Genomic DNA, 25321 nt, shown 5'->3' with positions numbered 1-25321 from the left:
GCCATCTCGCATCTGGAGCTCGATCTCGAAACTCGTCGCTGCCGTCTCGTCGCTCGGAGCTGGGCTCGACGTCGTGGGTGAGATGCCGGCAGCGCCTCACGGAGTAGGCCGGATCTCACCGCTCATTTCTCGAGCCTCGAGCTCGCGCGCTTCGGCAAAAGTGGTGCTTGACATCCCTGCACCGCCAGCGCTACATACGGGGCACCTATAGACAGAGTGTCTATAATGTCCCTGAATAGCACCTCGTCGCCGCGGAGCGCCGAGCAGTTCCTCCCGCTCAAGCCCGATGTGTTCTACGTGCTGTTCGTCCTGTTGCACGGTGAGCGCCACGGCTACGCCATCATGCGCGAGGCCGCCGACCGCTCGAGCGGTCGCGTCGAGCTCCAGGCCGGCGCGCTCTATCGCCTCCTCGCGCGCCTGCTCGAAGATGGATTCGTCGTCGAATCGCAGCGGCGCCCCGCGGCCGACGCCGACGACGAACGGCGCCGCTATTATAGAATCACGTCACTCGGCCGTCGAGCGATCGCGGCAGAAGCCGACCGCATGGCGACGCTCGCCGCGGCCGCACACGCCGCGCTCCGCGGTGGTCCCGCGCTCGCCTGATGGCCGACTTCAGGATGCCGCCCCTCAACGGCGGCGAGCGATTCTATCGCGCCCTGCTCCATCTCTATCCGGCGCGATTTCGACGCGCATTCAAGCAGGATCTGATCGAGACCTTTCGCGACGAACGTCGGAGCGCCGCGCAGTTGGGTGTGTCGGCAACGGCATTCTGGCTCGCGGCGGTCAACGACGTCATAACCCAAGGCGCGGCCGAGCGTATGGCGAGCGTTGCTCGCCTGGTACGCCGCGGTGATCATGATGAGGATACTCTAATGTCCGCACTCTCCGGATCGCTGCGGCTTGCCGAGCTCCGTGTCGCGTTTCGCCGGCTGCGGCGTGCGCCGAGCTTCGCCCTCACAACGGTTGTCGTCCTGGCACTTGGCGTCGGTGCAACGACGGCGGTCTTCAGCGTCGTGAACGGGGTCCTGCTGCGGCCCCTGCCCTACCGCCAGCCGGATCGACTCGTCGAGATCACGCACACCGTTCAAGTGGCTGGATTGACAACCGTCGATCAGTCCGACGCCGGGCTGCTCTACTATCAGCGTCACGCAACCGCATTTGAAGGAAGCGCGGGATGGCGCGACCGCGACGTCAACGTCTCACCGCCGGCCGACGACCCGGGACCGGCGTCGCGCGTCTCGGCGGCGATGGTCACGGCCAACCTCTTCGACGTCTTCGGCATTGCGCCGGAGTTGGGCCGCGACTTTCACGCCGGCGAAGATCGGATCAATGCGCCGCCTGTGGCGATGCTCTCGCATCGACTGTGGACGCGGCTCTTCCGCGGTGATCCATCGGTAGTGGGAAAGCGCATTCTTATCGACGGCGTGTCGCGCGAGATCGTTGGCGTGATGCCGCGCGATTTTGTTTTCATCCATTCCGCACCGGAGATATGGTACCCCGTACCACTCGACGCGGCGACGGCGGCCGTGACGAGCTTCAATTACTCGAGTGTCGCAAGACTGCGCGCTGGCGAAACACCGGTCACAGCGCGCGCCGATCTCGTACGCATTCTGCCGCACATCCTCGAGGAGTTCGCCAGCGGCATTCCGCCGGCGATGTGGGCAGCTGCGCGCGTCGAACCCGTCGTCACGCCGCTGCGCGATTACCTCGTCGGTGATGCGTCGCGACTGCTCTGGATCCTCCTGGGAAGCGTTTCGCTCGTGTTGGTCATCGCCTGCGCCAACGTGGCGAGCCTCTTCCTGGTGCGTGGCGAGAGCCGGCAGCACGAGCTGGCCGTGCGCGGCGCGCTCGGTTCCGGCACCGCGGGTATGATGACTCAACCCTTGAGCGAGTCGATCGTCCTCGCCTTCGCCGGCGGCGCGTTAGGCGTTTTGTTGGCGGAGATCGGTGTCCGCTTTGCGAGAGTCTCGGGTGGCGAGCTGGGGTTGCCGCGTCTCGAGGAAGTGAGCGTCGACGCGCGCGTGTTGTTGTTCGCTCTTGGCGTGAGTTTCTTCTGCGCGGTCGTCGTGAGTCTCGTGCCCGTCCTTCGGGCGCGACGAATTCCCGTCGCGATCGTGTTGCGTGAAGCGGGACGCGGCGGCATGGCCGGTGCCGCGCGCCAACGCCTTCGCAGCGCACTCGTGGTCGCGCAGGTCGCGCTCGCACTGATCCTCGTCGCGGCGTCCGGTCTCCTCGCGCGAAGTTTTGCGCGGCTCCGCGACGTGCGCCCCGGCTTCGACCCCAATGGGGTGATCATGGCGCGGATCGTCCTTCCGCAGGCGAGCTACAAAAGCTATGCGTCGGTGATCCTGTTCGAGAACCAACTGCTCGAGCGCCTGCGCGCGCTGCCCGGCGTCCGTTCCGCCTCTCTCAGTGACCTCGTGCCATTGACGCCGGACGCGAACACGAATGTCGTGAGTGTCGAGGATCATCCTGTGCCCCTGAACGCGGTGCCACGAGTACACACGACGCTCGTGATCGACGGAGGCTACTTCAGGACGATGAAGATTCCGCTGCTTGCGGGGCGAACCTTCAGCCAGGCCGATCCGGCGCGCCCATCGAGTGAGGCGATCGTCAGCCACGCGTTCGCCGAGCGGTATTGGCCGAACGGCAGTCCGCTTGGCAAACGATTGCGGCCCGCGATCTCGGGCGCGTGGCTCACCATCGTCGGCGAAGTAGGCGATGTGCATTACGATGCGCTCGACAAGCCGGCTTCCGAGGCGGCGTACTATCCGCTCGCTTTGCCCGATTCAGGCATGGCCGGCACGCCGCGCTATGTCGCCCTCTTCGTGGATGCGCGAGGTCACGAGGCCACGGTCGCGTCTACGGTGAGGACGCTCGTCCATTCACTCGACCGGTCGCTCCCGACGTATGATGAGCATCCACTAACGGAGATCGTCGCGGCGGCGACGGCGCGTGCGCGTATTACACTCTCGTTACTGGCGCTCGCGAGTGCGCTCGCCTTGTTGCTCGGTGCTTTGGGCGTCTATGGCGTCATGGCTTACACGGTGAGTCTCCGTCAGCGTGAGATCGGCGTGCGGATGGCGCTCGGCGCCGAGCCACGCGAGGTGAGCGGGATGATCTCGAGACAGGGATTGCGCCTTGGGTTGTTGGGCGTAGGCATCGGGCTGGCCGGCGCGCTCGCGACCACGCACCTCCTGCGCGGGCTTCTCTATGACGTGAGTCCGACGGATCCGCTGGCGCTCGGTGGCACCTGCCTGACACTTCTGGCGATTGCGGCGCTCGCGAGCTGGATCCCGGCGCGGCGCGCCGCGTCGATCGATCCCCTGGAGGCACTTCGTCGCGACTAGCGGCTCATAGACAGCGCTGCTGATCGTTCGACCATTCGAGCTGCACCGTGTAGGCGCCGAGTTTCCGCGTCTGCCAGGCGCAGATATCGCCGATCTCGCCGTTTGTGTCGTCGTACCAACCGGTGCCGGGAACAGGATCGGTGATCGCCTCGCACAGCTCGTGGGAGCTTGTCGACGTCAGTGCATCGAGCGCCGACAGATTGCCGAGGCAGCCGGCACAGTTCGGATACGGCATCGCGGCATAACACGTCGACGTACCGATGCTGTCATGGTACCCGCAGAACGCCTGGCACGAGCGCGCACCGCCCTGCACGAGCGTGATGCCCGGTGGAAGATAGAGGAAGTACAGGATGTTGGGCCCAGGTTGTGGAACCGGCGCTCCCGCGCCGATCGCTTGCTGCAGTGTTTCCTGAAGCCACGCGTCCGTGACGCTCGCGGGCGGCGCGATCGACGAGAGTGTCGTACTGCCGAGAAACTTGCCGTGCTCGATCGTGACATTCGGGACGTCATACTCGCCGAGTTGGTCGATCAGTTGGCTCGTAAGGATGAACGTGAAGAATGCGTCGAGCTTCGCGGCGAGCGCTTTTTGTTGAGGACTCGACCAGGCGTTGCCGACGTACAACGTGAAGACCTGGACGGCTGCGAGGAGCGGACCACCACGATACGTGAGCGATGGTGGCGGCGCGGCAGGAACGCTGGCGACGTGGGGAAAGAGCTCCTTCGGCGCCGCAATGGGCACGATGCGAATTGCATCGCGGATACGCTCTCGAGTACTACGGCTCGCGGCCACCTTCGATCGGCGCCTTGTCTTCGCTGCGGCTGCCGAGCGAGCCGTCGCCGGCCTCTTTTTTTTCTTGCGCCCTTTCCTCGTCGCCATAACTCGCGTTCCTCCACAATGGCCTCGGGTGTTCAAGTTAGCTGCATCAATCGTGCGTCGTGTACTTATCACAGCCTGAGCAGCGTGCGATGAAGCATGCTCGGCGGCTGCCGCTCTCTTGTCGCAGGCGCGCATTGAGCTCCACTCGGGACGCATAAACCGCCATTCGTAACATTCCTGCGTTGTTGGCGATTGGGCGCGGATCCTTTGCCAGTCGCCGGCGTCTCACTTCATGCGGCCACGATGATTGAAGAGATTCGGCCGCACGGACTATTCGGAGGAGATATGAGAAAGCTCATGATTGTTGCGGGCGCGCTGGCCACGATTGCATCGCTTGGAGCGATGCGCACCGCGAGCGCCGCAACGATTGATCCGCCCAGTGTTTCGACGACACTGTCGACGGTGAAACACCTCGCGAAGTCGGCGGATAATGGCTGGACGCATCGAGTTTATCCGGCGCCGACGCGCGCGAACGACCATCAACAGGCACCGTCGCGCGTTGCAAGGCACGATGTGAAGACGCCGGTGCATCGGCCTTCACATACCTCGCACGGATCGCACGACAAGAACGGACGAAGTCGCGAGTCGGCGCGCGGCGACCGCCGCTAGACCGCTGCACGTCGCGGCGGCGCCGGTGCCGCCGCGATGTTCCGGCGCGGTTGGGCTCAATAGCCTCAACACTTGATTCAATCAAACGTTGAGGGTATGATGGATCATGCCGTCCAACGCACTGGAACTTCTGCAGGGTACCCTCGACGTCCTCGTACTCCGGGCGCTGGCTGGCAAACCACAGCATGGATACGCGGTCGCTCGATTCATCCGCGATTCATCCGACGGAAGCCTCAGCGTGATCGACGGTGCGCTGTACACGGCGTTGCATCGAATGGAAGAGCGTGGCTGGGTCGAGAGCGAGTGGGGACTCTCCGAGAAAGGCAAACGCGCGAAGTTCTATCGCCTAACGGCAGCTGGGCGCCGTGCATTGCGCAGCGAGGCGGCCAACTGGCAGGAATACGTAGCCGCCGTGGCGAAAGTCTTACGCGCAGAACCGGCTTGACCGATGGCCGAAGCAACGTGGCGGCGATATCTCCGCTTCTGGCGTTCGAACATCGATGCAGATCTCGATGACGAGCTGCGCTTTCACTTCGAGGAGCGTATCGAGTCACTCGTCGCAACAGGTCTCACTGAGGACGATGCTCGGCGCGCCGCCGACCGTGAGTTCGGCGACATAAACGCCGTGCGGGAAGGACTCCGCGAAATTGACCGACGTGTGCACGCGGGACGGTCACGCGCACGCCGGCTCGAGCAGTGGCGACAGGACTTTGCGTACGCGGTGCGGGGCCTGCGTCGCACGCCCGGTCTCGCCGCGACCATCATCGTCACACTCGCGTTAGGCATCGGCGTCAACGCCACACTCTTCTCGCTTCTGGATCGGGTGTTCGTTCAGATGCCGACTGGCATCAGTCATCCGGAGGAGGTCAGGAGGCTGTACTGGCAGGGCGGCGAAGGAGGCGGCCGATCGTTTCCAAACGCGCCCTTTTCCATCCCGGTCGTGAAGGCAATGCGTGATGGTCTGAATGGTGTCGCCGCGATCACCACGTATCAGCAAGAAGGACAACGTTTCGGCGCTGACCCGGAGCCGTCGACAGTCGTGACGATGGCGGGTGCGCAGTACTTCTCCGTGTTAGGTGTCCATCCCGCCTTTGGGCGTTTCTTCTCTCCAGACGAGGACCGCATCGACGTACCGTCGCCAGTTGCGGTGGTGAGCGATGCGTTCTGGCGTCGCCGCTTCGACGGATCGCCAGCGGATGCGATTGGCCAGAAGATCGTCGTCAACAAGCATCAGCTCACGGTGATCGGCGTGGCGCCGCGCGATTTCAACGGCACGGACCTCGACGCGACTGACGTCTGGGTGCCGTTGGGCATGCTCGCCGAGCTGTCTCCAATGGGGCAGCAGGAGAACGGGCCGCCGTGGTACCAGTTGCGCTGGCTATACGGCTTTCAAGTTCTGGCACGCCCGTCGCTCACGAGCGGGGCGCGGCTCGAGGCGGCAGCAAGCGTGGCGGCGCAGCACGGATTTGCTGACGCTCGCGAAGGCCGCAACGCGCGCGTGCACGCGGGACCACTCGTTGCGGCGCGCGGTCCCGGTGAACCTGAGCAGGAAGCCTCCATTGCGATCAGGCTGGGTGGCGTTGCCGTGATCGTCCTGCTCATCGCCTGCGCGAACGTGGCTAACCTGTTGTTGGCCCGATCGATTCAACGGCGGCGGGAGATCGCCATTCGCTCCGCGTTAGGCATCGGGCGAGCCGGTATCGTGAAGTTGTTTCTCGCGGAGAGCATTCTGGTGGCGATGACCGCGGGTGCGGCGGCATTGCTCATTGCAGGGTGGGCCGGGGCATTGCTGCGTCGGCTCCTGTTCCCGTCGATCCACTGGGCATCCGGTGTTCTGGATTGGCGCGTCGCCGCGTTCACGGTGCTGGTCACTCTCGTCACCGGCATCGCCGCTGGGATCGGCGCGGCACTCCGCGCGAGCCGCACCGATATTACCCAAACACTCAAGTCCGGCGGGCGCGAAGGGAGTGTACGGAGCTCGCGGTTGCGCACGATGCTTGTCGTGACGCAGGCGGCTCTTTCTACAGTCCTGCTTGTCGGTGCCGTGTTGTTCGTGAAGAGCCTCTATGCCGTCCGTGCGCTCGATCTCGGATATGATGTGCAACGGCTCGTCTCGGTGTCGGTGCACTTCGATGGCGGTGATCGCAAAGCCAACGACGCTGCCCGCGAGGCGGGCATTCTGGAGTTGGCTGCCCGGCTCGCACGAGTCCCCGGAGTCGAGCGTGTCGCTCTTGCAAATATGTCACCGATGTACGGCTTTGCATTCAACACCGTTTTCTACGCGAGCGGTGACACGTTGCCCAAGTGGAGTGACGGCGTGCCAAACGTTACGGCCGTGTCACCGGAGTACTTCGCAACGGTTGGACTCGGTCTAGTCCGCGGGCGCGGCCTAACGGCGAGCGACGTTCAGAACGGCGGAGTCGCGATCGTCAACCGCACACTCGCGCGCTCGTCCTGGCCGCACGAGGACGCAATCGGCCAGTGCTTGCGTATTGGCGAACCGTCGGCACCTTGCGTCACCGTTATCGGCGTGGTGGACGACGCACGCCGTGCGGGGCTCCTCGAGCAGCCGGTGCGCCAGATCTACGTTTCGGCGCCTCGCACTGGCGACGCCTTGCCGGCTTACGTGATCGTCCGCGTTGCGCCCGAGCAGGCGGCGCGCGTGGAACTTGTCGCGCGGAATGAAGTCACGCGGATTTTCCCGGGTGGCGAAGCACGCGTGCTCCGAATGGCCAACGTCCTCGCGCCTCAGTATCGGCCGTGGGAGCTCGGCGCGACGTTGTTCAGCATCTTCGGGTTGCTGGCGCTCATCGTCGCGGCCGTCGGGATCTTTAGCACTCTTTCACATGACGTCAGTCAACGCCGGCACGAAATGGGTGTGCGCGCGGCTCTTGGAGCGAGTCTCGGCGACATCGTTCGCCTGGTCGTTGGGCACGGCCTTCGCGTGACCATCGTGGGTGTAGTCTCTGGAGTCGCCCTGGCGATTGCCGGGGGACGTCTCGTCGCGTCGCTCTTGTACGGTGTTGCGCCGCGCGACCCCACCGTGCTCGTTCTGGTAACGCTCTTGGTGATGGTCGTCGCGGGAGTGGCCAGCGCATTGCCGGCGTGGCGAGCGAGTCGTGTCGACCCGCTCGAGGCTCTGCGGGCGGAGTAAGGTGGCACCAAGGTGTCGCTGTACCACAGGACCAATCCTAACCCTACACGGGGCGATGGGCTCGGCGTTATGCGCCGAGCCCATCGCGTTAGGCAACGACAGCGGCTAGTGCATTGGGTTGCTGTAGAATCCGAAATTCTGATCAGAAACCACTGCGTCCCCCGCAAGAGCAGGAACGGCGAAGGTGTAGCCCCAGCTGCTTCCGACGCTGCTCGTGCACGATGCGCCACCCATCGGTGCCGTTTGCGTCCAACCCGGCGCGGGCTGCACGCACAACGTGTACGTGGCATTCGAGGGCAGGCCGGCAAAACTGAAGAAGCCGGGGTTGTTCGGGTCCGTCGCCGTACTGTACGTCAACTGACCCGTCGGACCGATAAGCACGACCGTCCAGCCGGCGATCCCGTTCTCATTGTCTGGATCGAAGATGCCGTCATAAGGCGCCAGGTCGAAGAAGACCATACCGGTGATCGTCACCTTGCCCGTGGCGGGAGGCGGCGGGGGTGGGCACTTCTTGGTGCGGTTCGCCTCGCCATTTGCCGACGGATTGCCGGGATCCCACTGACACATCGGCCTCGAGCTGCTGCTCGTCGACGCCGGGGCTTGTGCCTTCGACACCGTGGTAACGAACGGCGACATCGCCATCGCAAGCACGAATAATGAGCCGCGCATGGATGCCCTCCTGATTGATGAGATGCGAGTGTTACTACTAGACTCGACAACTCATGACGTCGGAGCGTAACCGCCGTCTCCCATGACTCGCATCACACGAGGATGACCAGAAAGACAATTCGACTCGATTGTGTTGTCACAAAGTCTCTAATGGCTGACCGAGCACATGGTGATTCTAGCTCCGTCGATTCGTGGCGCCGGGAACGGTTGACGTCAGCGCGCGCGCCTAACGTCTACAGTCCCGGCGGCCGCCAGTGCCATGGCCAGAGCTCGCGCACGACCGACGTGAGCGCTGCCGACGCGACACCGCCCGCTGCACCCTCCAAACCACGCGACAGCGAAAAGCCGCCAGGATGCACGGACGTCACCGCAAGCGCGCCGACGACGACACCGAAGGGCGCAATCGCCGAGAGTCGTGGACCGTTAGGCGTCTCGACGCGGAGCGGCGTGAGGAGCGCATGCAACGTGCGCGGCTCGAGGCCCTCGCACTGGCACGCGTGAAACTTCTCCGGCTGCTCGTGGGCCGCACGTTCGAACGCGAATTGAATAGAGTGACCGAGCACCTCGCCGCCAAGCCGACTGTCCAGCCGGTCGCGGAATCCACGACTCGTCTGCGTCCAGTGAACCGGCTGCCGACGCCACTGATCGAAGCCCGCGAACGCCGTCGCGCGCAGAAGCGGCATCGGTCCAAAGGTGTGCTTCGCGAAGCTCGCGAAGGATTCGTATCGATAGCGAGTGCTCGGCGTCGAATCGCTGCGTTGCACGGTATCTGCGGCCGTCGCAGTTGTGGTCTGTGCGTCGGCTCGCGCGGCGACGAGCACCACAAGACCAGCGAAAGCAAACGCGAGGGGAAACCTCATTACTACACCTTCAGTGGCCGCGTACGGCCGGGCCGGAGTCTTTGAACGCGTCGATCCCGTGTGGGTCAAGATACGTCACGGGGTCGTCGCGCAGGAAGACCGGGTTTGTTCGAACACAACCGTTGGGACCCTTGGGAGCGCCAGATGCGCGTCGCTCCCTCGCTTCTGGCCATCAGCATACTCGGCTCCGCGGCGTTGCTTCGCGCTGCCTAACGACCAAACATTTGATCGGCACCCGGCGTCGCGGCTCATCTACCTCCATTGGCTGCGAATCACCGGCAGATGCTGTCCAGACGATCTACCCGATTCGCAGTGAGGACACGCGTTGAGTCCTCACCTGTGGCGAGCCTGGCGTTGATTATTTTCGTGAGACCCAACGACCCGGCGAGTCTGAATGAGCGGTACTCAGCGTGCCATCCCGAGACGGAGCTTCATTCCCGAAGTTGTCGTCCGGGCGCACGTCGCTTCACGACGCGCTGCCGACGGAACCCACTCGGTAACGTAACCACAAGACGTTCCCGCCCGCTGCGCCGATTACCGGACCGCTCGATCGAGCGTCCTTGAGGCAAATGTCCCTGCCTGTATTACTGTCGCCTCGTTCATCGGCCTTTGATATGAGAGTTCGGCATACCCGCTACCTCATTCTTCTCGCTGCCCTCGTTTCCGCAGCGTGTCAGCATCCTTTGACGCAAGAGGATGCACTTACGGCAATTCAACGCCACGAGACGATTCACCGCTTGCTCGTGCCGGACAGTGAACGCGTAGCCCATGAAACTCTAGCGGATTGCCGAGCGATCTACAGCGACGATCCTGCCACCGCGGAAATGGCTGGCGATTCCGCGTGGATTCTGTTGTCGAGTGCCGGCTGGATGGACCTTGCCGATGTAGATGCACCATCCGACCCGCGGCAGAAGAAACACTGCCGCGCCGTCCTCACGCGGAAAGCAGACAAGGCGGCGTTCCACGAAGCCGAGGATGCGAGCAAGAGTCCGTGGACGAGTTACTGGATGGTGGAGACTGCTCACACAAAGGCCGACGTCGTCGGGATTCCTGAAGACTCGAATGGCAAGGATTCAGCCGTTGCCGACTTCGAGATCACACAGGAACGCACCGCGCTCGGCGAGCTTCTTCATCGGCCGAAGTGGTCCGACGCAACGGAGCGCCTCTTCACGACGACCCTGACCGGACACTTTCGACGCGATGACAACGGTTGGCGACTCGAAAGCTTTGATGAGAAGAAGTAGAACTATTGCCGGGTGTCCAGCGGGTGCTTGCTGCGCTCGAAGAACTCGTTCTGAAGCCGCAGACTTTCCTGGTCCGCCTTGACGGCGCGGATCGACTGCACAATCGCATTGATCCACGTCTTCATCTCGAACTCGCCGAGCTCGCGCGACGCGGCCGCGCCTTCACCGGCGTAGTGGTTCGGGAAGCGCGCGTACCACCAGATGCCGGTGTACAGGCCGTCCGGTAGCCTCACGCGCCCCTGATCGGCACCCGATTCCTGCGCCGCGCGATCGAGGTGCACGAGATCGGGCCGCGCGATCATGCTCATCGATGTCTCGCTCTCACCGGCGTGCATGTCCGTCGCCGGATTCGACCGGTGCTTCGGTTCACCCGGTCCGCTGCGCGCGAGCCCCTGCACGTACACGACGTAATCGTGCGGCGCCTCGAGTTGCGTCTGCGCGAAATAAGGCAGCAGGCTGTTGTTGCCACCATGGCCATTCACGATGATGATCTTCTTGCAGCCATTGCGGGCCATCTCGTCCGTCGTCTCCTGGAGCAGCTGCAGCTGCAGTCCGCGGCTGTACGCGATGGTTCCGGGCTCATGCTTCGCCTCGAAGATCTGGCCGAAGTAGTACTCGGGAAACACCACGGCGTATTCCTGCTGGGCGGCGTTGAGCGCTGCGTAACGCACGTTGAGCAGGTCGTTCCCGAGCGGGAGGTGTGGCCCATGCTTCTCCAGGATGCCGAACGGGAGCAAGCACGTGCCCTGCGCACGCCCGATGGCATCACGGAAGTCGGCTGCAGTCAGCTCCTCCCAGTGGACCGACGGCCGGCCTGGCGCTACGGGTGACTGCGCCCCTGCGGTCGACGCGAAGAGTAGCGCTATGGAAAGCGATGACGATCTGCGCACGTGTTCCCCGCTGCTGGTGTGCGGCTGATTGTAGCAAATAATCGCGCGCCTGCCAGGGCAGAGTTAGCTGCTGCTGTCATCGATTGTGAAGCCGATGTCCCGAAGGACTTGATCGACCGGTTTGCCACAGAGAGCAGCGACTTCCTCGAGACTCCGTGCCGGATTTCTCCACTCGCAGGGATTGGTTGCGAGCCAGGCGTTGAGACGCCGATACAGTGCTCGCTTCGGCATCTGCTTTGGTAAGGACTCTCGCATGGCGGTCCACGCGACAGCGATCAGTCGGGCCGCTTCCTCCGCGTACAACTTGCTCGATTCGAGAAAATGCGCCGACTCAGCGGTGGGCATGAACGACTGCGGCCCTTCCGAGAAGGCAATCGCATTGTGGCGAAGGAGGCAGATCTCGGCGAGCGTGTCGAAGAACCCCGACGGTGCAGACTGCGGCTCTCCCGTGAACAGGCGCAACTTCGAGAGCGTTATCTGCAGCAGGCTTGCGAGGCCCACTTCGCTTCGCCCTTGCCCGATCAGCGCGAGATCGCCGCGGCAGCGTTCGTGGAGCGCCGTCATGGATGTCGCCCAAATCTTTCTGGTGGATCACGACTACGGCAGTTAGCAGGTCCGACGACATCAAACTAGGTGGGCACCGACGCAAATTCTGTCAGGTATTCGGCGGAAATGCTGTGGGGCGTATGACGGTCACGGAAGGGGAAACGCCGACAAGGGTGCTGAGGCGAACGATGCCTAACGCGCGTGATCGAGCGCCCGGCTCATGCGAATCTCCTGCGCTCCTTCCCAGAGCACTCGGCGACCGAGCGCGCTCAGCTGCTCCTGACCGCGAATGATGGTGAGAAAGTGACTGCCGGCGAGTTGACCGACTTTGCTCGCGAACGTCGTTGGTCCATACGGGACGAGCAGCTCTGGCTCACTCAGTCCACCGGGGTACAATAAGAGCTGACCGGGTGCCGGATGACTGGTCGGATTCTCGAACCAGGTCACGGCGCCGTCGAGCGCACTTCCTCTCAGTGGCACCCAAGCCGCTTCGCCGCTCCATCGCGCCTGGATGAGCCGCGCGGTGAACGGTAGAGCGTTCACGAACATGTCGCACGTGCGCGGACAATGCTCATCCTCCGTGCAGGCGATGAATTGCAGGTCGTCGCCGACCGAGATCACGATGTCTGCGCGCATTCTATTTGTCCGCAGCCTCTGCCGCGGGCTGTCGCTGCCTTTGTTGCTCACGCACGACGTCGATGATACGGAACGCCGATTTCACCGCTGCCTGGACGTAAGAATCCGAGCCCGTCGAGCCAGGTGAGGCGGCAAGTAACGTCGCCGCGATCTGGCTCGCGAGCGCTGTCTCATCGTACATGACGATGCCTCTACAGAAGAAGATGAAGGCAAGTGCTCTTGGCTGACCTGACGATGAGCACGTTCGTACAGGCTGGAGCAGCCCGCTACGTCACTCTGACGCTCCCCTGCTTTGCGCGGGTCCCGGTAGCGAGACGGTGCTTCCGCGGAGCCACCAGTGCCAGAGAAGCACACCGGCCGCGATAAGTTCGACGAGGCCAGTCACCCAACGGTGCTTCGTGAAGGCGAGCACGGCGTGAGCGATGAGAACGAAGCCGACGACGAGGGCGACAAGCCCTGGCACGCGAGGGTTCATGGTTGTCTGTGCCCAGCTGTGACTCGTTAGGCCTTCATCGTTGAATGAGGGCGGTTGAGTGCTGATGCTCAGCCAAATAATGTGTCCCACGGGAGCTTCTCACAATGGCCAGACCTGGCCTCATTGGAAGCGCATCGCTACATAGTATCGATGAATTATTCCCGATTGATGCTCCCGCTCCTGGCGGCAACCGGCGTCGCGTCTCTCCTCCATGCACAGTCGCCGCTCACGCCATATCAGACGCTCGGCCGAAGCCTGCTCCGCGAGCTCGTCGAGACGAATACGACATATTCCGTCGGGAGCACCACGAAAGCCGCTGAGCTGCTCGCCGCACGCTTTCGCGCGGCCGGGCTTCCAGCGAGCGACGTTCAGATCGTCGGCCCTGACACCGGGCGCGACGCGAAGGATCGCAATCTCGTCGTTCGCTTCCGTGGTCGCGGCGCGCGACGTCCGGTTCTCCTCATCGGCCATCTCGATGTCGTCGAGGCAAGGCGCGCCGATTGGGTGCTCGATCCGTTCCAGCTCGTCGAGCGCGACGGTCACTTCTATGGTCGCGGCACGCTCGACATGAAGAACGGCGACGCGTCATGGGTCGCGGCGTTGTTGCGGATGAAGCAGGAAGGATACGTTCCAAGCGGTGACTACATCCTCGCGCTCACCGCCGGCGAGGAGGGTGGCGGTGGGTACAACGGAATACAGTGGCTCCTCGCCCATCGGCGTGATCTGCTCGGCGATCCTGTCTATGTCCTCAATGCCGACGCTGGTGGCGGAGAGCTCCGAGGCGAGACACCCGTCGCCATGGATGTGCAGGCAGCCGAGAAGGTGTTTCAGACGTACCGCCTAACGGTTCGCAATCCCGGTGGCCATAGTTCGTTGCCGGAGAAAGACAACGCCATCTATCGCCTCGCGCACGCGCTCGATCGACTCGGCGCCTACGACTTTCCACCACAGACCGATGCGATCACGCGTGCCTATTTTGCGCGCACGGCCGCGCTCCAGACTGGCGCGCTCTCAGCCGAGCTCCGCGCCGTGAGCACTGGTGCAGCTCCCGATAGCGCCGCCGCAGCTCACCTCTCCGGCCGTTCGCCATTCTACAATGCGCAGCTTCGCACGACGTGCGTCGCAACGATGCTCGAGGGTGGGCATGCCGTCAACGCGCTTCCCCAGCGCGCAAGCGCAACCGTGAACTGCCGGATCTTCCCGGGAGTGGACGCCTCTAATGTTGAGCGTACACTCAACACCGTCGTCGCCGACACCGCGGTGGCGATTGCGCGCGCGGACACCGCCGTACCGAGTCCTCCATCACCGATGCCGCCGGCGGTGGAAGAGGTGATTCGTTCGGTGACGGCGTCGATCTGGGGGCCGCTCCCGGTCATTCCCGAGATGGAGACTGGTGCGACCGACGGCCTCTTCCTGCGCAATGCGGGCTTTCCAGTGTTCGGCGTGTCAGGATATTTCGTCGATCCGAACATCCCGGCCGACACGCGAGCTCACGGGCTCAATGAACGCATCAGCGTAAAAGGATTCTACGATCAGCTGGAGTTCACCTATCGATTGCTCAAGGCACTCTGACGCTCGCGGCGTAACTGGTTAGAGGCTTAGCCTCCGTTTCCCCTTCCCTTCTTGACATTCCAGGGGCGAGCCACCTAGTCTTCCCGGAAATGTTCCGGGGAAGACAATCATGGTCGGTGATCTCGCGCTCCTCCAGGGCACACTCGACGTACTTGTCCTCAAGGCCCTCTCGTGGGGTCCGCGCCACGGTTACGCGGTCGCGAGTTGGATCAAGCACACGAGCGACGATGCGCTCACCGTCGAGGACAGAGCGCTCTATGTCTCCCTCCACCGACTCGAGCAGCGCGCGTGGGTCGAGAGCGAGTGGGGACTCTCCGACAACAATCGCAAGGCCAAGTACTATCAGCTCACGTCGGCCGGACGGCGACAGCTTCGCGCGCAAACCGGCACGTGGACGGAGTACGCGACGGCGGTGTTCAAAGTCCTGCAAGCGTCGCACGCATAACGCGAGGCCACCATGTCGATGATTCCAGGTCTGCGCCGGCTCTTCCGCATCGAAACGAATCGGTCTCGGATCGCGGCCGTCGACGACGAGCTCACCTTTCACATCGAGTCGCGCATCGAGGAGCTGCTGCGCTCGGGCGTGTGCGCGACGCGCGGCGAGGCAGCACGTATTGCCGAGCGAGAATTCGGTAATGTCGCCGAGGCGCGCCACGAGCTTGCCGCGATCGACGCGCGACGCGAGCGCCAGGCGCGCCGGCGGGACTGGCTCTCGCAGTTAGGCGGTGACATGCGATTTGCCGCGCGGGGGTTGCTGCGATCGCCTGGCTTTGCGGTGACGGCAATCATCACGATCGCGCTTGGCATTGGCGCCACGACGGCCGTCTTCAGCGTCGTCGATGGAGTGATCCTCAAAGCACTTCCCTTCACCGCGCCGGACCAGCTGATCGAGATCACGAGTGCGCGCAATGGGGAGGAAGACCAGGACGCGATCTCGCCGCTCGGCTTCATCGATCTGCAACGCGAGAATCGCAGCTTTGTCGGTATGGCGCCGATCCAGAGCGGCCGCGCGTATCGGCTCGAGCGCGCCGATGGCACGGCGATCCGCCTGCGCGGTGCGCGCGTCGGAAGCAATTTCTTTGGTCTCCTCGGCACCGTTCCACTGCGCGGGCGCTTCTTTGGCGCACCGGACACCACGAAGGACGGCGTCCGCGGAATCGTCCTCGCCGAGCGCACGTGGGTCAACGAGTTCGGTGGCGATCCAGGCATCATCGGTCGTACGGTCACGCTCGACGATGCACCAGCGCGCGTGATTGGAGTGGCGCCGGCGGCATTAGAGTATCCTAACAAGCCGAGCCTGTGGGTGCCGACGGTCTGGGAGCCGTGGGAGATCGACGCTGGAAATCGCGGCGCGAGGATGCTGCACGCACTGGCGCGAATTCGAAACGCCGTCTCGATGGCCAGCGCCATGGCTGAGCTGCGCGGACTCTACGCACGATCGGCCGAGACATATCCCGATGCGGACCGCGGCTACACGCCGCGCGCGTCGCCGCTGCGTGACAATCTCCTTGGCGGCGTCACGACGCCGTTATGGGCCATCCTTGGCGCGGTCGCCCTCGTTCTGTTGATCGCGTGCGCCAACATTGCGAATCTCCTGCTCGTGCGGATCGATGCACGCGCCTCCGAGATCGCGGTACGCAGCGCGCTCGGCGCGGACCGCATGCGGCTCGTTAGGCTGATCATGGTTGAGAGCCTACTCATTGCCTTCATCGGCGCGACGCTCGGTGTCGCCCTCGCCGACGGCGCCGTGCACCTGTTCGTTCGATTCGCGCCGGCCGAGCTGCCGCGGATCACGCAGGTCCACGTCGATGCCACGGTCCTGGCGTTCACCTCGGCCGTCACGTTCCTCGCCTCGCTCCTCTTTGCCGCGACACCCGCGATTCGCGTCGCTCGGCACGACGCGGCGACCGCGCTGCGCAGTGGCGTCGGCGTGCGGAGCACGACGGAGGGCGATCGCACACGGCGCGCGATTGTCGTGGCCGAGACCGCGTTGGCGCTGGTGATGGTGATCGGGGCGGGCCTGCTCGCGCGCAGCTTCTGGCGGCTACTGATGGTCGATCCCGGCTTCAGCGCGGAGCAGGTGGTGGCCTTCGATGCGCGTCTTGGCAAGAAATACGAGACGGACCAGGCGAGCCGCGCGTTCGCGGCGACGGTGCTGGAGCGGCTCAACGCCTTGCCGGGCGTGCAGTCGGTTGCGGTGGCGGCGTCACGGCCGCTCGATGCGGATTACGACTTCGACCTGGGGACGACGCTGGTCGTGCGTGGTCGACCGCCCGTTCCGCACGATCGACGGCCCGAAGCGCGACTGATTCCCGTGTCCGCGGACTACTTTCGAACGCTGGGGATTCCGCTCCGCGCGGGACGGCTGCTGCTGCCTAGCGAGGTCAATCCGATTCCACGGCCTGCGATCGTCGTCGACGAGGAGTTCGCGCGGGCGAACTTTCCCAACGAGAATCCGATCGGCCACTGGGTCACCTTCGGCGTGAGCCACGACACGAGCAAGGCGCCGAGCAGCGAATTGAAGGAGGAAGGTGAGATCGTCGGCGTCGTCGCCAACGCCACTGCGTTCTCGCTGCGCGAGCGACACCTGCCGACCGCGTACATTGGCTACGGGCGTATGCCAATGGCGACTGCCTTTCTCGTTCGGACGACCGCAACGCCATCGATGACAGAGGCCGCGATTCGCCGTCTCCTCCACGCCCTCGACCCCACGGTGGCGGTTTATAGCATGCAAACACTGCCCCAGGCGCTCGATCGGGCTGTGGCCGAACCGCGGCTGTACGCGGTGGTGTTGTCGGCGTTTGCGGCAATCGCGCTTCTCCTGGCGGCGATCGGGAGTTACGGTGTCACGGCCTACGCGGTGCGCCTGCGGCGGCGCGAGCTGGGGATCCGTCTCGCGTTAGGTGCCGCACCATCGCGCCTTCGTAGGGAGGCGTTGCGGCGTGGTATTGCTCCATGCGCGGTGGGCGTGATCATCGGACTTGTCGCCGCAAGTGGCGTGACGCAGGTGCTCCGCGCGCTGTTGTTCGGCGTGTCGCCAATCGATTGGCCGACTTTCCTTGTGGCGGGGATCGTGCTCATTGGCGCAAGCGCCGTCGCCTCGTGGTTACCTGCGCGACGAGCGGGAAGCGTGGATCCCACGCTGAGCATGCGCGGCGAATAGTCGCAGCGCCCTCTACCCTCTACCCTCAACCCACAACAGTACCTCTTGACAATCGAGAGAAGCGTGACGATCGTTCCTCTCGACAGCAGAGAGGAAGCCCTTCGTGTCATCAAAGGACGCACGCGGCGACATGCTCCAAGGCACCTTGGACATGCTCATCCTGAAAGCACTCCAGCTCGAGCCCATGCACGGGTGGGGCATGACGGAGCGCATTCACCACTGGTCCAAGGATGCGCTCCAGGTGAACCAGGGTTCGCTCTATCCCGCTCTTTATCGGCTCAAGCGGCAAGGTTGGATCACGTCGGCTTGGCAAACGACCGAGAACAATCGTCGGGCCCGCATCTATGCCATCACGGCGGCGGGACGTCGCCAACTCGGCGTGGAGCACGCAACCTGGCAACGACTCTCGGGCGCGATCGATCTCATCATGAATCTCTCGCAGAGCTGATCGGATGTTCGGGTTTCTGCGCTGGGCGCGCGAGCGACGGGAGATTCGTGAGGAATTGCAATTCCACGTCGACATGGCCACCGCCAAGAACGTTGCCGCGGGCATGTCGGCCGACGATGCTCGCCGCGCCGCGCTCGTCTCGTTAGGCGGCATGGATAGCTGGCAGGAGGCCGGCAGCGACGAGATCCCCGGCGCTCGCCTCGAGCATCTCTGGCGCGACCTGCGCTTCGGCGTGCGTTCACTTCGCACGCGCCCACTCTTCGCGGCGTCCGCCATCCTGACGCTCGGTTTCGCGATTGCCGCGTCGGTCACCGCCTTCGCCTTTGCCAACGCGCTCTTTCTCCGGCCGCTGCACGCGCCGTCGGCCGACCGTCTCGCGCACATCTATATAGACGGCAACAACGGGCGGCACCTCAGCGTCGGCGCAGCAAGTGTCGCACTCCTCCGGCAACATCGCGAGCTGTTCGACGACGTCGCCGCCGAGGCATGTTGCTGGGTGAAGTTCGTCCGCGAGCGTGGCGCCTTGCAGCAGCGCTACACCTCGTACGCATCGGCCGAGCTCTTCCCGATGCTGGGGCTTGCGCCCCACCTCGGCCGTTTCTTCGCTCCCGACGAGACAACGTCGCCCGGGCGCGAACCGGTCGCCGTGATCAGCTACGCCCTGTGGCGCTCCGCGTTCGGCATGGATCCGCGCGTCATCGGCGAACGCATCGAGATCGCGGGCCAACCGTTCAGCATCATCGGTGTCGGGCCTGAGGGCTTCGACGGAAGTGGCCTCGGTTATCCGCCGACTCAAGTGTGGCTGCCGACGACGATGATGAGCGCGATCGGCATGGGTTGCAGAACACCAGTTCCGTGCGACGACGCCGATGCGTTCGTCCGACTGGCACCCGGCGTGAGCGTCGATCGCGTTCGGGCGGCGATGGCCACTCTCAGCGCGACGTTGTCGCATCTTTCGATCGGCGATGACAGCGTTCGCCACATCACCGTCGCTCGTGCAGCGGGCGCGCCCGTCGCTCGTCAGCGACAGTACGCGCCGCTCGCCCGTCTCCTCGGCGCGATCGCCGGCGTTCTTCTCCTGATTGCGTTCGCGAACCTGAGCGGTCTGCTGCTGGCCCGCGGCGTCTCCCGCGAGCGCGAGATCGCGCTCCGGCTTTCGCTCGGCGCCGGCCGCTGGCGGATCGTTAGGCAGCTGCTGTGTGAGAGCGCGTTGATCGCTGTCGCCGGCGGAATCGTGGGGTCGATCCTCTCGCTCTGGACGGCGCGCGTCCTCGCCGGCGTCTTCACGACGGACTCCGAAGGATTCGAGAACCTGTTCCCGATCGCGTTCGACTCACGCACCTTCGCATTCGCCGTCGGAATCTCGGCGTTGGCGACAATCGCGTTCGGGCTGTTCCCCGCCCTGACGACCGCGCGGTCCAATGCAGCCGACGTATTGAAGAACTCGAGCGGCGGATCGCCCCGTGCGCGCGCCCGCTACGGCTTGATCGGCTTACAGATCGCGCTCACGTCGACCTTGTTGTGCGGCGCCGCGCTGCTGACGCGAAGCTTCGCGCATCTCCTGCACGCGCAAGAGTTCGACTCGAGCAACGTTGTCCTGGTTCGCGTTCGGCCCGAAGCCGCGCGCTACGAGCCCGGCCGCGCCCAACGGTACGTTCGCGCCGTGAGCGATCGGCTGGCGGCAGTGCCCGGAGTCAAGGCCGTGGCGTTCGCGCGTGGTATTGGCTTCGTGTGGAGCGAGTCGCCCGTCGAAGCAGGCGTCGGCGTCGCCGCCGGCGACACGTCACTCCACGTCGAAGCGCATTTCACGTCGCCGGCTTTCTTCGCGACGCTGCGCATCCCGGTTCTCGCCGGCCGCGAATTCGACAACTCCGATGTCGTCGGCGCCCCGCCGGTCGCGGTCGTCAGTCAATCGCTCGCGCAGCGTCTCTGGCACGGTCATCCGTCACTGGGACGCACTGTGTACGCGCGGGGCAAGCCGTTCCGTGTGGTCGGCGTCGTCCCCGACTATCAGGTGCACATGGGCAGCGACGCGACACCGCTCATGCTTTTCTTTCCCTTCTGGCAGAATGCACTCGGTGAGGAGCGTGACGCACGCTTCGCGGTCCGCGTCGACGCACGCGCAGGCGACATGCTCTCGACACTCCGCCGCGCCGCCGTCGAAGTCGACCGTGGTGTCCCGGTCGCCGAGGTGATGACGATGTCGTCGCAGATCGACGCGAGCTATGTGGAGATTCACCTCGGTGAGAAGATTCTCATCGCGGCCGGCGTGCTCGCGCTCCTGCTCTGCGCGATCGGGTTGTACGGGACGATCGCGTTCGTAGTCGCACGCCGAACGCGGGAGATCGGGATCCGTCTCGCACTCGGCGCAGGCCCGAGACGGGTCGTGTTCGCGCTGCTCGACCAGGGAGCTCGCACGACGGCCGTCGGCGTCGCCGGCGGTTTGGTCGGAGCGTTTGCGACGAGTCGCTTCCTGAGCAGTTGGCTCGTTGGCGTCCCGACGCACGACGTCGTCGCGTTCGCGCTGGCCGCGCTCGCGGTGTCGGCCGTGTCGTTCATCGCTTGTCTGGTCCCGGCTCGCCGCGCGTCGCGCATCGATCCCGCGCGCGCCCTGCGCGTCGAGTAGTCGCGCACGCAAAGCCGGCAGGACCGCACTCAAGCCACACCCGAAGCGCTGATCGCGAGGCCGTCCCTGGCGACTTCCGTGTCGAGCAGTCGCCGTTAGGCCGAGGAATCCGGAGGAAGAACGTTGCTGCCGTCGCGCGCATCACTCGGTGGTGGAGATGATCGATCCCAGGCCTCGTCATCCGACTGCGCGACCAGGAAGCGGTTGGCCTCAGTAATCATCGCACTCAGCCCGGTGAGCGGAAGGACGACCACGGCCGTGAGAATGCTCCGCTGCCATCCGTGCTTCTCGGGGTGGGCGGCGATATCCAGACTCCGTAGAAGCGACGCACTGTGGACACGCGCTGATTCTTCGAGAGTCTCCAGCAGCTTGGCTTTCTTCGGATTCATTGGCTCCTCGGATCGCTGCATGTCCCGAAAATACGCTAATGCCGCCGGCGAGGGCGAGCAACGCGCCGCGCTCTTCCCTGCTGGTCGCGCCATGACGATGTATGATACGACGTGATGATGAGGGAAGAACCTCATTGTTGTCTTCGTCATGGACAACTACTGGAGACCCAACATGAAAACCGTCGCGCGTGTCTTCGCGAACGCCATCCCGCTGCTGCTCGCCGCGGCGGCAACGCTGGACGCCCAGGCACTCGCGCGTCGTGTCGAGCCCGCGCTTCCAGGCATCGACTCGCTCGTCGCGGCGGAGTTCGCGAAGGACAGCGTCGGCAGCATCACCGTCGGCGTCGTCGCCGGTGGTGACCTCGTGTGGACGAGGAGTTACGGCTTCGCGAATCGTGCCACGCGCAGGCTCGCCGACCGCAACACGGTCTACCGCATCGGATCGATCACGAAGCCCTTCACGGCGGTCATGCTGATGCAGCTCGAACAGGCGGGGAAGGTCCGCCTCGCCGATCCGGTCGAGAAGTTCTTCCCTGAGATTCGCACGGTCGGCGGGATGCCCGTCGGCGCTTCGCCTCCAACGCTGCTCCAACTCGCGACGATGACCGCGGGGCTCTCGCGCGAGCCACGCGAAGAAGGACCGTTCTGGAGTGGTCCCGTCGCGAAGTGGGAGGAAACGCTCATCTCGGCGCTCCCGCACACCAGCTACGCGTACATGCCAGGGACGCGCTTCCTCTATTCGAACATTGGCTACGCCATTCTCGGCGCCGCGCTGGGCCGCGCCGCCGGCGTGCCGTATACCACGTGGGAGCGGACGCACGTACTCGAGCCGCTCGGGATGACGCGTACGCGCTTCGAGATCGATCCGAGCATCGCCGCCGACGTTGCGACAGGCTATGACGTGAGCCGCGGCGGCGCGATCGACAGCCTGACGGCGGCGAAGGAGGGACGCGAGGGGCGCGGATACAAGGTGCCTAACGGCGCCATCTTCACTACGGTCGACGACCTGAGTCGATTCGTGGAGTTCGAGCTCGGTCACGGCCCCGCGAGCGTGCTACCGTCAGCCCGCCTCGACTCGGCGTTCGGCGGCGTGGTGGCGTCGTCGTCGGAGTTGGGATCGGGCTACGGACTCGGGTTCATGGCCATGCGTCGCCAGGCCTTCGCCTTCACCGGCCATAACGGCGGCGTGGCCGGCTACGGCGCATCGATGTACTTCAGCCGGCCGGCGGAAGTCGGCGTCGTGCTGTTCAGGAACGTGACGGGCGGGAAGGTGAACGGCGACCGACTCGCCGTTGACATTCTCTCACGGCTGGTTGAATCCTCGAAGGAGCATCGGGCAGTGGCGATCGATCCGAAGATCTTTGACGCGTACGTCGGTCGCTACCAGCTGCCGGGCGGCGCAGTCATGACCGTCACGCGCGAGAATGAGCGTTTCCTCACGCAGGTCGCCGGTCAGCCGCCGTTCGAGATCCTGCCGGAGGGCGACCACGATTTCTTTGTGAAAGCGTTCGACGCGCGGGTGTCGTTCGTGACGGATGGCCGCGGCAAGGCGATAGAGCTGATCGTGCACCAGGGCGGCGAGAGCGCCCACGCGAAACGAATCGACTAGTCGTGCCCGACTCGGACAGGGCGGTTCAGATCAGCATTGCCTTGCGATGCGGCATCAAGCCGGTGAGCGCCGAGAGAAGGGCGTCTCGCCGCTGCGGCCTCGGCAGCCGACGCACTTCTTTGAGCGGAACCCACTTCAGAGAGAGATCGAGCTGAAAGATTCTCGCGAGCTGCCGCGCCTCCGAGAACGAGACTCTCGCGCCAAGATTCACGTTTGCATACAGCCATGCGGCGAGCGTCGACAAACCCTGTCGATAGAGCGGAATCCAGATCGCCATCAGTAACACGACCACAACGAAGGTCGCCGTGCTCGAGGAGACGCCCATGCTCTCGAGGCGGTCTTCAATGTGCAGCGTCATGAGCAGCATTACCACGGCGAAGAGCGAGGCGAGTTTCAGCACGCCATCCCAGATATGAGAGAAGAAGATCATGCGTCCTCCTTCGTGCTCGAGTTTGCGCGACGCTCAGGGAACCCGGGCATCATGAGCTCCGCCGACGAGCGCGTGCCCAGGAGAATCCTCCACCGCCGATGAGTAGGAGAGCCGCAGCTCCTCCCACGATCCACGCCGCGCCGCTCGAATGGGATGACACTCCACCCGCGGACGTTCCGGCCTGTGTCGCGGCCGCTTCAGTGTGGTCGGGAACGCGCCGCGCCACGGCGGCCATCGCCATGGCATACGCGCCATCGAGCTCGGGCAGCTCGGGTGGCCGGGGCCACTTGCCTGACGCAGACAGAGCGTTCGCGACGAGAAAATCCGCGGCGATCTGTCGAGCTGAGCGACCGAGACTGGCATCGATCTGGTCCGGCCTGGTGCTCTTCATGTCATCGATGACGTGAGCGACGTCGCTCGACGTCAGACCGGCGCTTTCCAGCTCCTGCTCCAGACTGGGCGCGATAGAAGGGCGAAAGTGCTTGCGAGCTCCACTCGGCAAGGACGCCTCCGGCGCCAGCACCGCCTCGAGCGCCTTTGCCGTTAGCGAGAATCGGGCGGTGGACTCGTTGGCGGAATTGATCGCGTCCTTCATCAACTCGATCGTCGCGTTGGCTTGGTCCGTGGCCGCCGCCGTGTTGCGCGCGTCGAGCGCGCCAAGGTAGCGGCCATAGTCCACTCGGTAGTCCTGCAGATCTGCGACTTCACGCTCGAGGAAACCGACGGCCTCGAGCCCTGTGCGAAGAATGGGTGACGCGTCGGCCGGCGCCGGGTTGGGTTGCAGCGTTCGCGAACTCACGACGCCGACGCTGTCGCGCAAGAGCGCGGGATGATCGATGCTGTCGAGCGCGAGTCGAAGGCTCTTTCGTGCGGCGATGTGGCGGCCGAGGAGCACGCCGAATCCTTGGCGGCGGTTCGCGGCGCCGTTAGGCGGCGGAATGACGAGCCACTCGTACTCCAGCGTCCCGGAAGTCTCGCCAGTGTTCCCGCCCCCGGCCGATCCGGTGTTGCTGCCGGACGAGCCGCTACCCGCGCCACCACCTCCACCGCCCGATGCCCCACGGCCGCCTCCTCCGGAGCCGCCGCTCGGACTCGAGCCCGAGGACTGTGCGGGACTCGCACCCGGATCCTGATTGCCGATGTCGCTGGGAAGGCCGCACGACCCCCGAATGTTGCTCCATTCGCGTCGCAGTTGCGCGATGAGGCTGCGGAGCTCGTCCATCTCATCCTGCGCCGCGTCCGCCGCTGCCGTTGCCTGGTCGGCCTTTTCGATATCGTGGTGTGCCGCAGCATCCGCGCTCGCTCTCACGGCGGCGGCGTGCCTCTCTTCCGCGGCGGCGTATTCGCGCATAGCCGCGTCGTATTGACTGCGGATGTCGGCCGCCGTTCGCGAACACCAGCCGCCGTGATAAAAGCCCATGTTCGGGGGATTACTGCCCGATTGGGAATTTCCTCCTTGGGCACGCGTGAGACGCCTGGCGGCGACGACGAGTGCCACCACAACCATAGGGAGGCGTAGCCATCGTTGACGTCTAGTGGAAGTGGCCATGGGTATGTGCGGTAGCGATGCGGGTCAGGGTGCTAATCGGGCGCATCACGCAACACACATCATCGCGCGAGCAGATCAGATGGCAATCAGTTGAGCGTCAGTGGAGGCTCCGACAGTCGTTCGGCGACACCGCCTCGCGGTGCGCGAGTCCGAGTGCTGGCCACGATGACGCTCATTAATACGCGCCAACTGATCGTGATCTGATCGGCGGCTGACTCCGGATGC

23 protein-coding genes are annotated in these 25321 nt (G+C 64.4%); 12 read left to right on the top strand and 11 right to left on the bottom strand.

All coding sequences use genetic code 11. The annotated features are described in order from the left end of the window. The first annotated feature begins 225 nt into the window (after positions 1 to 225). On the top strand, positions 226 to 603 hold the full coding sequence (locus VGH98_15260) for a helix-turn-helix transcriptional regulator (GenBank protein ID HEY2377334.1): 378 nt from the start codon (positions 226 to 228) through the stop codon (positions 601 to 603). After that, positions 603 to 3350 carry an ABC transporter permease gene (locus VGH98_15255; GenBank protein ID HEY2377333.1) on the top strand — a complete coding sequence of 916 codons (2748 nt, stop codon included), beginning with the start codon at positions 603 to 605 and terminating at the stop codon, positions 3348 to 3350. The genes VGH98_15260 and VGH98_15255 overlap by 1 nt, the downstream gene beginning before the upstream one ends. Positions 3351 to 3354: 4 nt before the next feature. On the opposite strand, the gene VGH98_15250 is transcribed toward VGH98_15255, so the two are convergent. After that, the gene (locus tag VGH98_15250) at positions 3355 to 4089 is read right to left on the bottom strand and encodes a hypothetical protein (protein ID HEY2377332.1); all 735 of its coding nucleotides are present in this window, start codon (positions 4087 to 4089) and stop codon (positions 3355 to 3357) included. Positions 4090 to 4512: 423 nt separating this feature from the next. Here VGH98_15250 and VGH98_15245 point away from each other — a divergent pair, with 423 nt between their 5' ends. The 3 genes from VGH98_15245 to VGH98_15235 all read left to right on the top strand — a co-directional run bounded on the left by VGH98_15245 (position 4513) and on the right by VGH98_15235 (position 7990). After that, on the top strand, positions 4513 to 4836 hold the full coding sequence (locus VGH98_15245; protein HEY2377331.1) for a hypothetical protein: 324 nt from the start codon (positions 4513 to 4515) through the stop codon (positions 4834 to 4836). Between the two features lie 106 nt (positions 4837 to 4942). Further along, entirely contained in the window at positions 4943 to 5281 is a 339-nt protein-coding gene (locus VGH98_15240; protein HEY2377330.1) for a PadR family transcriptional regulator, read from the top strand. 3 nt (positions 5282 to 5284) lie between these two features. Continuing rightward, positions 5285 to 7990, top strand: coding sequence for an ADOP family duplicated permease (locus VGH98_15235; protein ID HEY2377329.1), 2706 nt, complete (start codon positions 5285 to 5287; stop codon positions 7988 to 7990). Between the two features lie 105 nt (positions 7991 to 8095). Here the strand turns inward: VGH98_15235 and VGH98_15230 are convergent, their stop codons facing one another. Beyond that, on the bottom strand, positions 8096 to 8659 hold the full coding sequence (locus VGH98_15230) for a carboxypeptidase-like regulatory domain-containing protein (GenBank protein ID HEY2377328.1): 564 nt from the start codon (positions 8657 to 8659) through the stop codon (positions 8096 to 8098). Positions 8660 to 8892: 233 nt separating this feature from the next. Continuing rightward, the gene (locus VGH98_15225; protein ID HEY2377327.1) at positions 8893 to 9519 is read right to left on the bottom strand and encodes a hypothetical protein; all 627 of its coding nucleotides are present in this window, start codon (positions 9517 to 9519) and stop codon (positions 8893 to 8895) included. A gap of 824 nt (positions 9520 to 10343) precedes the next feature. Here VGH98_15225 and VGH98_15220 point away from each other — a divergent pair. Continuing rightward, complete coding sequence (locus tag VGH98_15220) at positions 10344 to 10763, top strand: hypothetical protein (protein ID HEY2377326.1); 420 nt, start codon at positions 10344 to 10346, stop codon at positions 10761 to 10763. Between the two features lie 2 nt (positions 10764 to 10765). Here the strand turns inward: VGH98_15220 and VGH98_15215 are convergent, their stop codons facing one another. From VGH98_15215 to VGH98_15195, 5 genes are all read right to left on the bottom strand, one after another. After that, entirely contained in the window at positions 10766 to 11653 is an 888-nt protein-coding gene (locus tag VGH98_15215) for a creatininase family protein (protein HEY2377325.1), read from the bottom strand. 63 nt (positions 11654 to 11716) lie between these two features. Continuing rightward, on the bottom strand, positions 11717 to 12217 hold the full coding sequence (locus VGH98_15210; GenBank protein HEY2377324.1) for a hypothetical protein: 501 nt from the start codon (positions 12215 to 12217) through the stop codon (positions 11717 to 11719). 174 nt (positions 12218 to 12391) lie between these two features. After that, positions 12392 to 12835, bottom strand: a complete 444-nt coding sequence (locus tag VGH98_15205; protein HEY2377323.1) for a DUF3830 family protein — start codon at positions 12833 to 12835, stop codon at positions 12392 to 12394. Position 12836: 1 nt separating this feature from the next. Next, complete coding sequence (locus VGH98_15200) at positions 12837 to 13016, bottom strand: hypothetical protein (protein HEY2377322.1); 180 nt, start codon at positions 13014 to 13016, stop codon at positions 12837 to 12839. Between the two features lie 90 nt (positions 13017 to 13106). Beyond that, on the bottom strand, positions 13107 to 13400 hold the full coding sequence (locus tag VGH98_15195) for a hypothetical protein (protein HEY2377321.1): 294 nt from the start codon (positions 13398 to 13400) through the stop codon (positions 13107 to 13109). Positions 13401 to 13460: 60 nt separating this feature from the next. Here VGH98_15195 and VGH98_15190 point away from each other — a divergent pair, with 60 nt between their 5' ends. The 5 genes from VGH98_15190 to VGH98_15170 all read left to right on the top strand — a co-directional run bounded on the left by VGH98_15190 (position 13461) and on the right by VGH98_15170 (position 21119). Next, a complete protein-coding gene (locus VGH98_15190; protein HEY2377320.1) occupies positions 13461 to 14882 on the top strand; it encodes a M20/M25/M40 family metallo-hydrolase in 1422 nt (473 codons plus the stop codon). A 109-nt stretch (positions 14883 to 14991) separates the two neighbouring features. Continuing rightward, the gene (locus VGH98_15185) at positions 14992 to 15327 is read left to right on the top strand and encodes a PadR family transcriptional regulator (protein HEY2377319.1); all 336 of its coding nucleotides are present in this window, start codon (positions 14992 to 14994) and stop codon (positions 15325 to 15327) included. 12 nt (positions 15328 to 15339) lie between these two features. Beyond that, the gene (locus VGH98_15180) at positions 15340 to 18045 is read left to right on the top strand and encodes an ABC transporter permease (GenBank protein HEY2377318.1); all 2706 of its coding nucleotides are present in this window, start codon (positions 15340 to 15342) and stop codon (positions 18043 to 18045) included. A gap of 103 nt (positions 18046 to 18148) precedes the next feature. Next, positions 18149 to 18493, top strand: a complete 345-nt coding sequence (locus VGH98_15175; protein HEY2377317.1) for a PadR family transcriptional regulator — start codon at positions 18149 to 18151, stop codon at positions 18491 to 18493. A 4-nt stretch (positions 18494 to 18497) separates the two neighbouring features. Then, complete coding sequence (locus VGH98_15170; GenBank protein ID HEY2377316.1) at positions 18498 to 21119, top strand: ADOP family duplicated permease; 2622 nt, start codon at positions 18498 to 18500, stop codon at positions 21117 to 21119. Between the two features lie 95 nt (positions 21120 to 21214). On the opposite strand, the gene VGH98_15165 is transcribed toward VGH98_15170, so the two are convergent. Continuing rightward, positions 21215 to 21508 (bottom strand): hypothetical protein, encoded by a 294-nt coding sequence (locus VGH98_15165; protein HEY2377315.1) that lies wholly within the window; start codon positions 21506 to 21508, stop codon positions 21215 to 21217. Between the two features lie 172 nt (positions 21509 to 21680). Between VGH98_15165 and VGH98_15160 the strand changes: the two genes are divergently transcribed. Further along, positions 21681 to 23117 carry a serine hydrolase gene (locus tag VGH98_15160; protein HEY2377314.1) on the top strand — a complete coding sequence of 479 codons (1437 nt, stop codon included), beginning with the start codon at positions 21681 to 21683 and terminating at the stop codon, positions 23115 to 23117. Positions 23118 to 23142: 25 nt separating this feature from the next. On the opposite strand, the gene VGH98_15155 is transcribed toward VGH98_15160, so the two are convergent. After that, positions 23143 to 23547: a hypothetical protein gene (locus VGH98_15155; GenBank protein ID HEY2377313.1), complete on the bottom strand. Its 405-nt coding sequence runs from the start codon at positions 23545 to 23547 to the stop codon at positions 23143 to 23145. 49 nt (positions 23548 to 23596) lie between these two features. Next, positions 23597 to 24898, bottom strand: a complete 1302-nt coding sequence (locus VGH98_15150; protein HEY2377312.1) for a hypothetical protein — start codon at positions 24896 to 24898, stop codon at positions 23597 to 23599. Positions 24899 to 25321 lie beyond the last annotated feature (423 nt).

This window comes from Gemmatimonadaceae bacterium, assembly GCA_036496605.1.
Taxonomy (GTDB): Bacteria; Gemmatimonadota; Gemmatimonadetes; order Gemmatimonadales; family Gemmatimonadaceae; genus AG2.
This window is presented reverse-complemented; position numbering and strand designations above follow the sequence as displayed.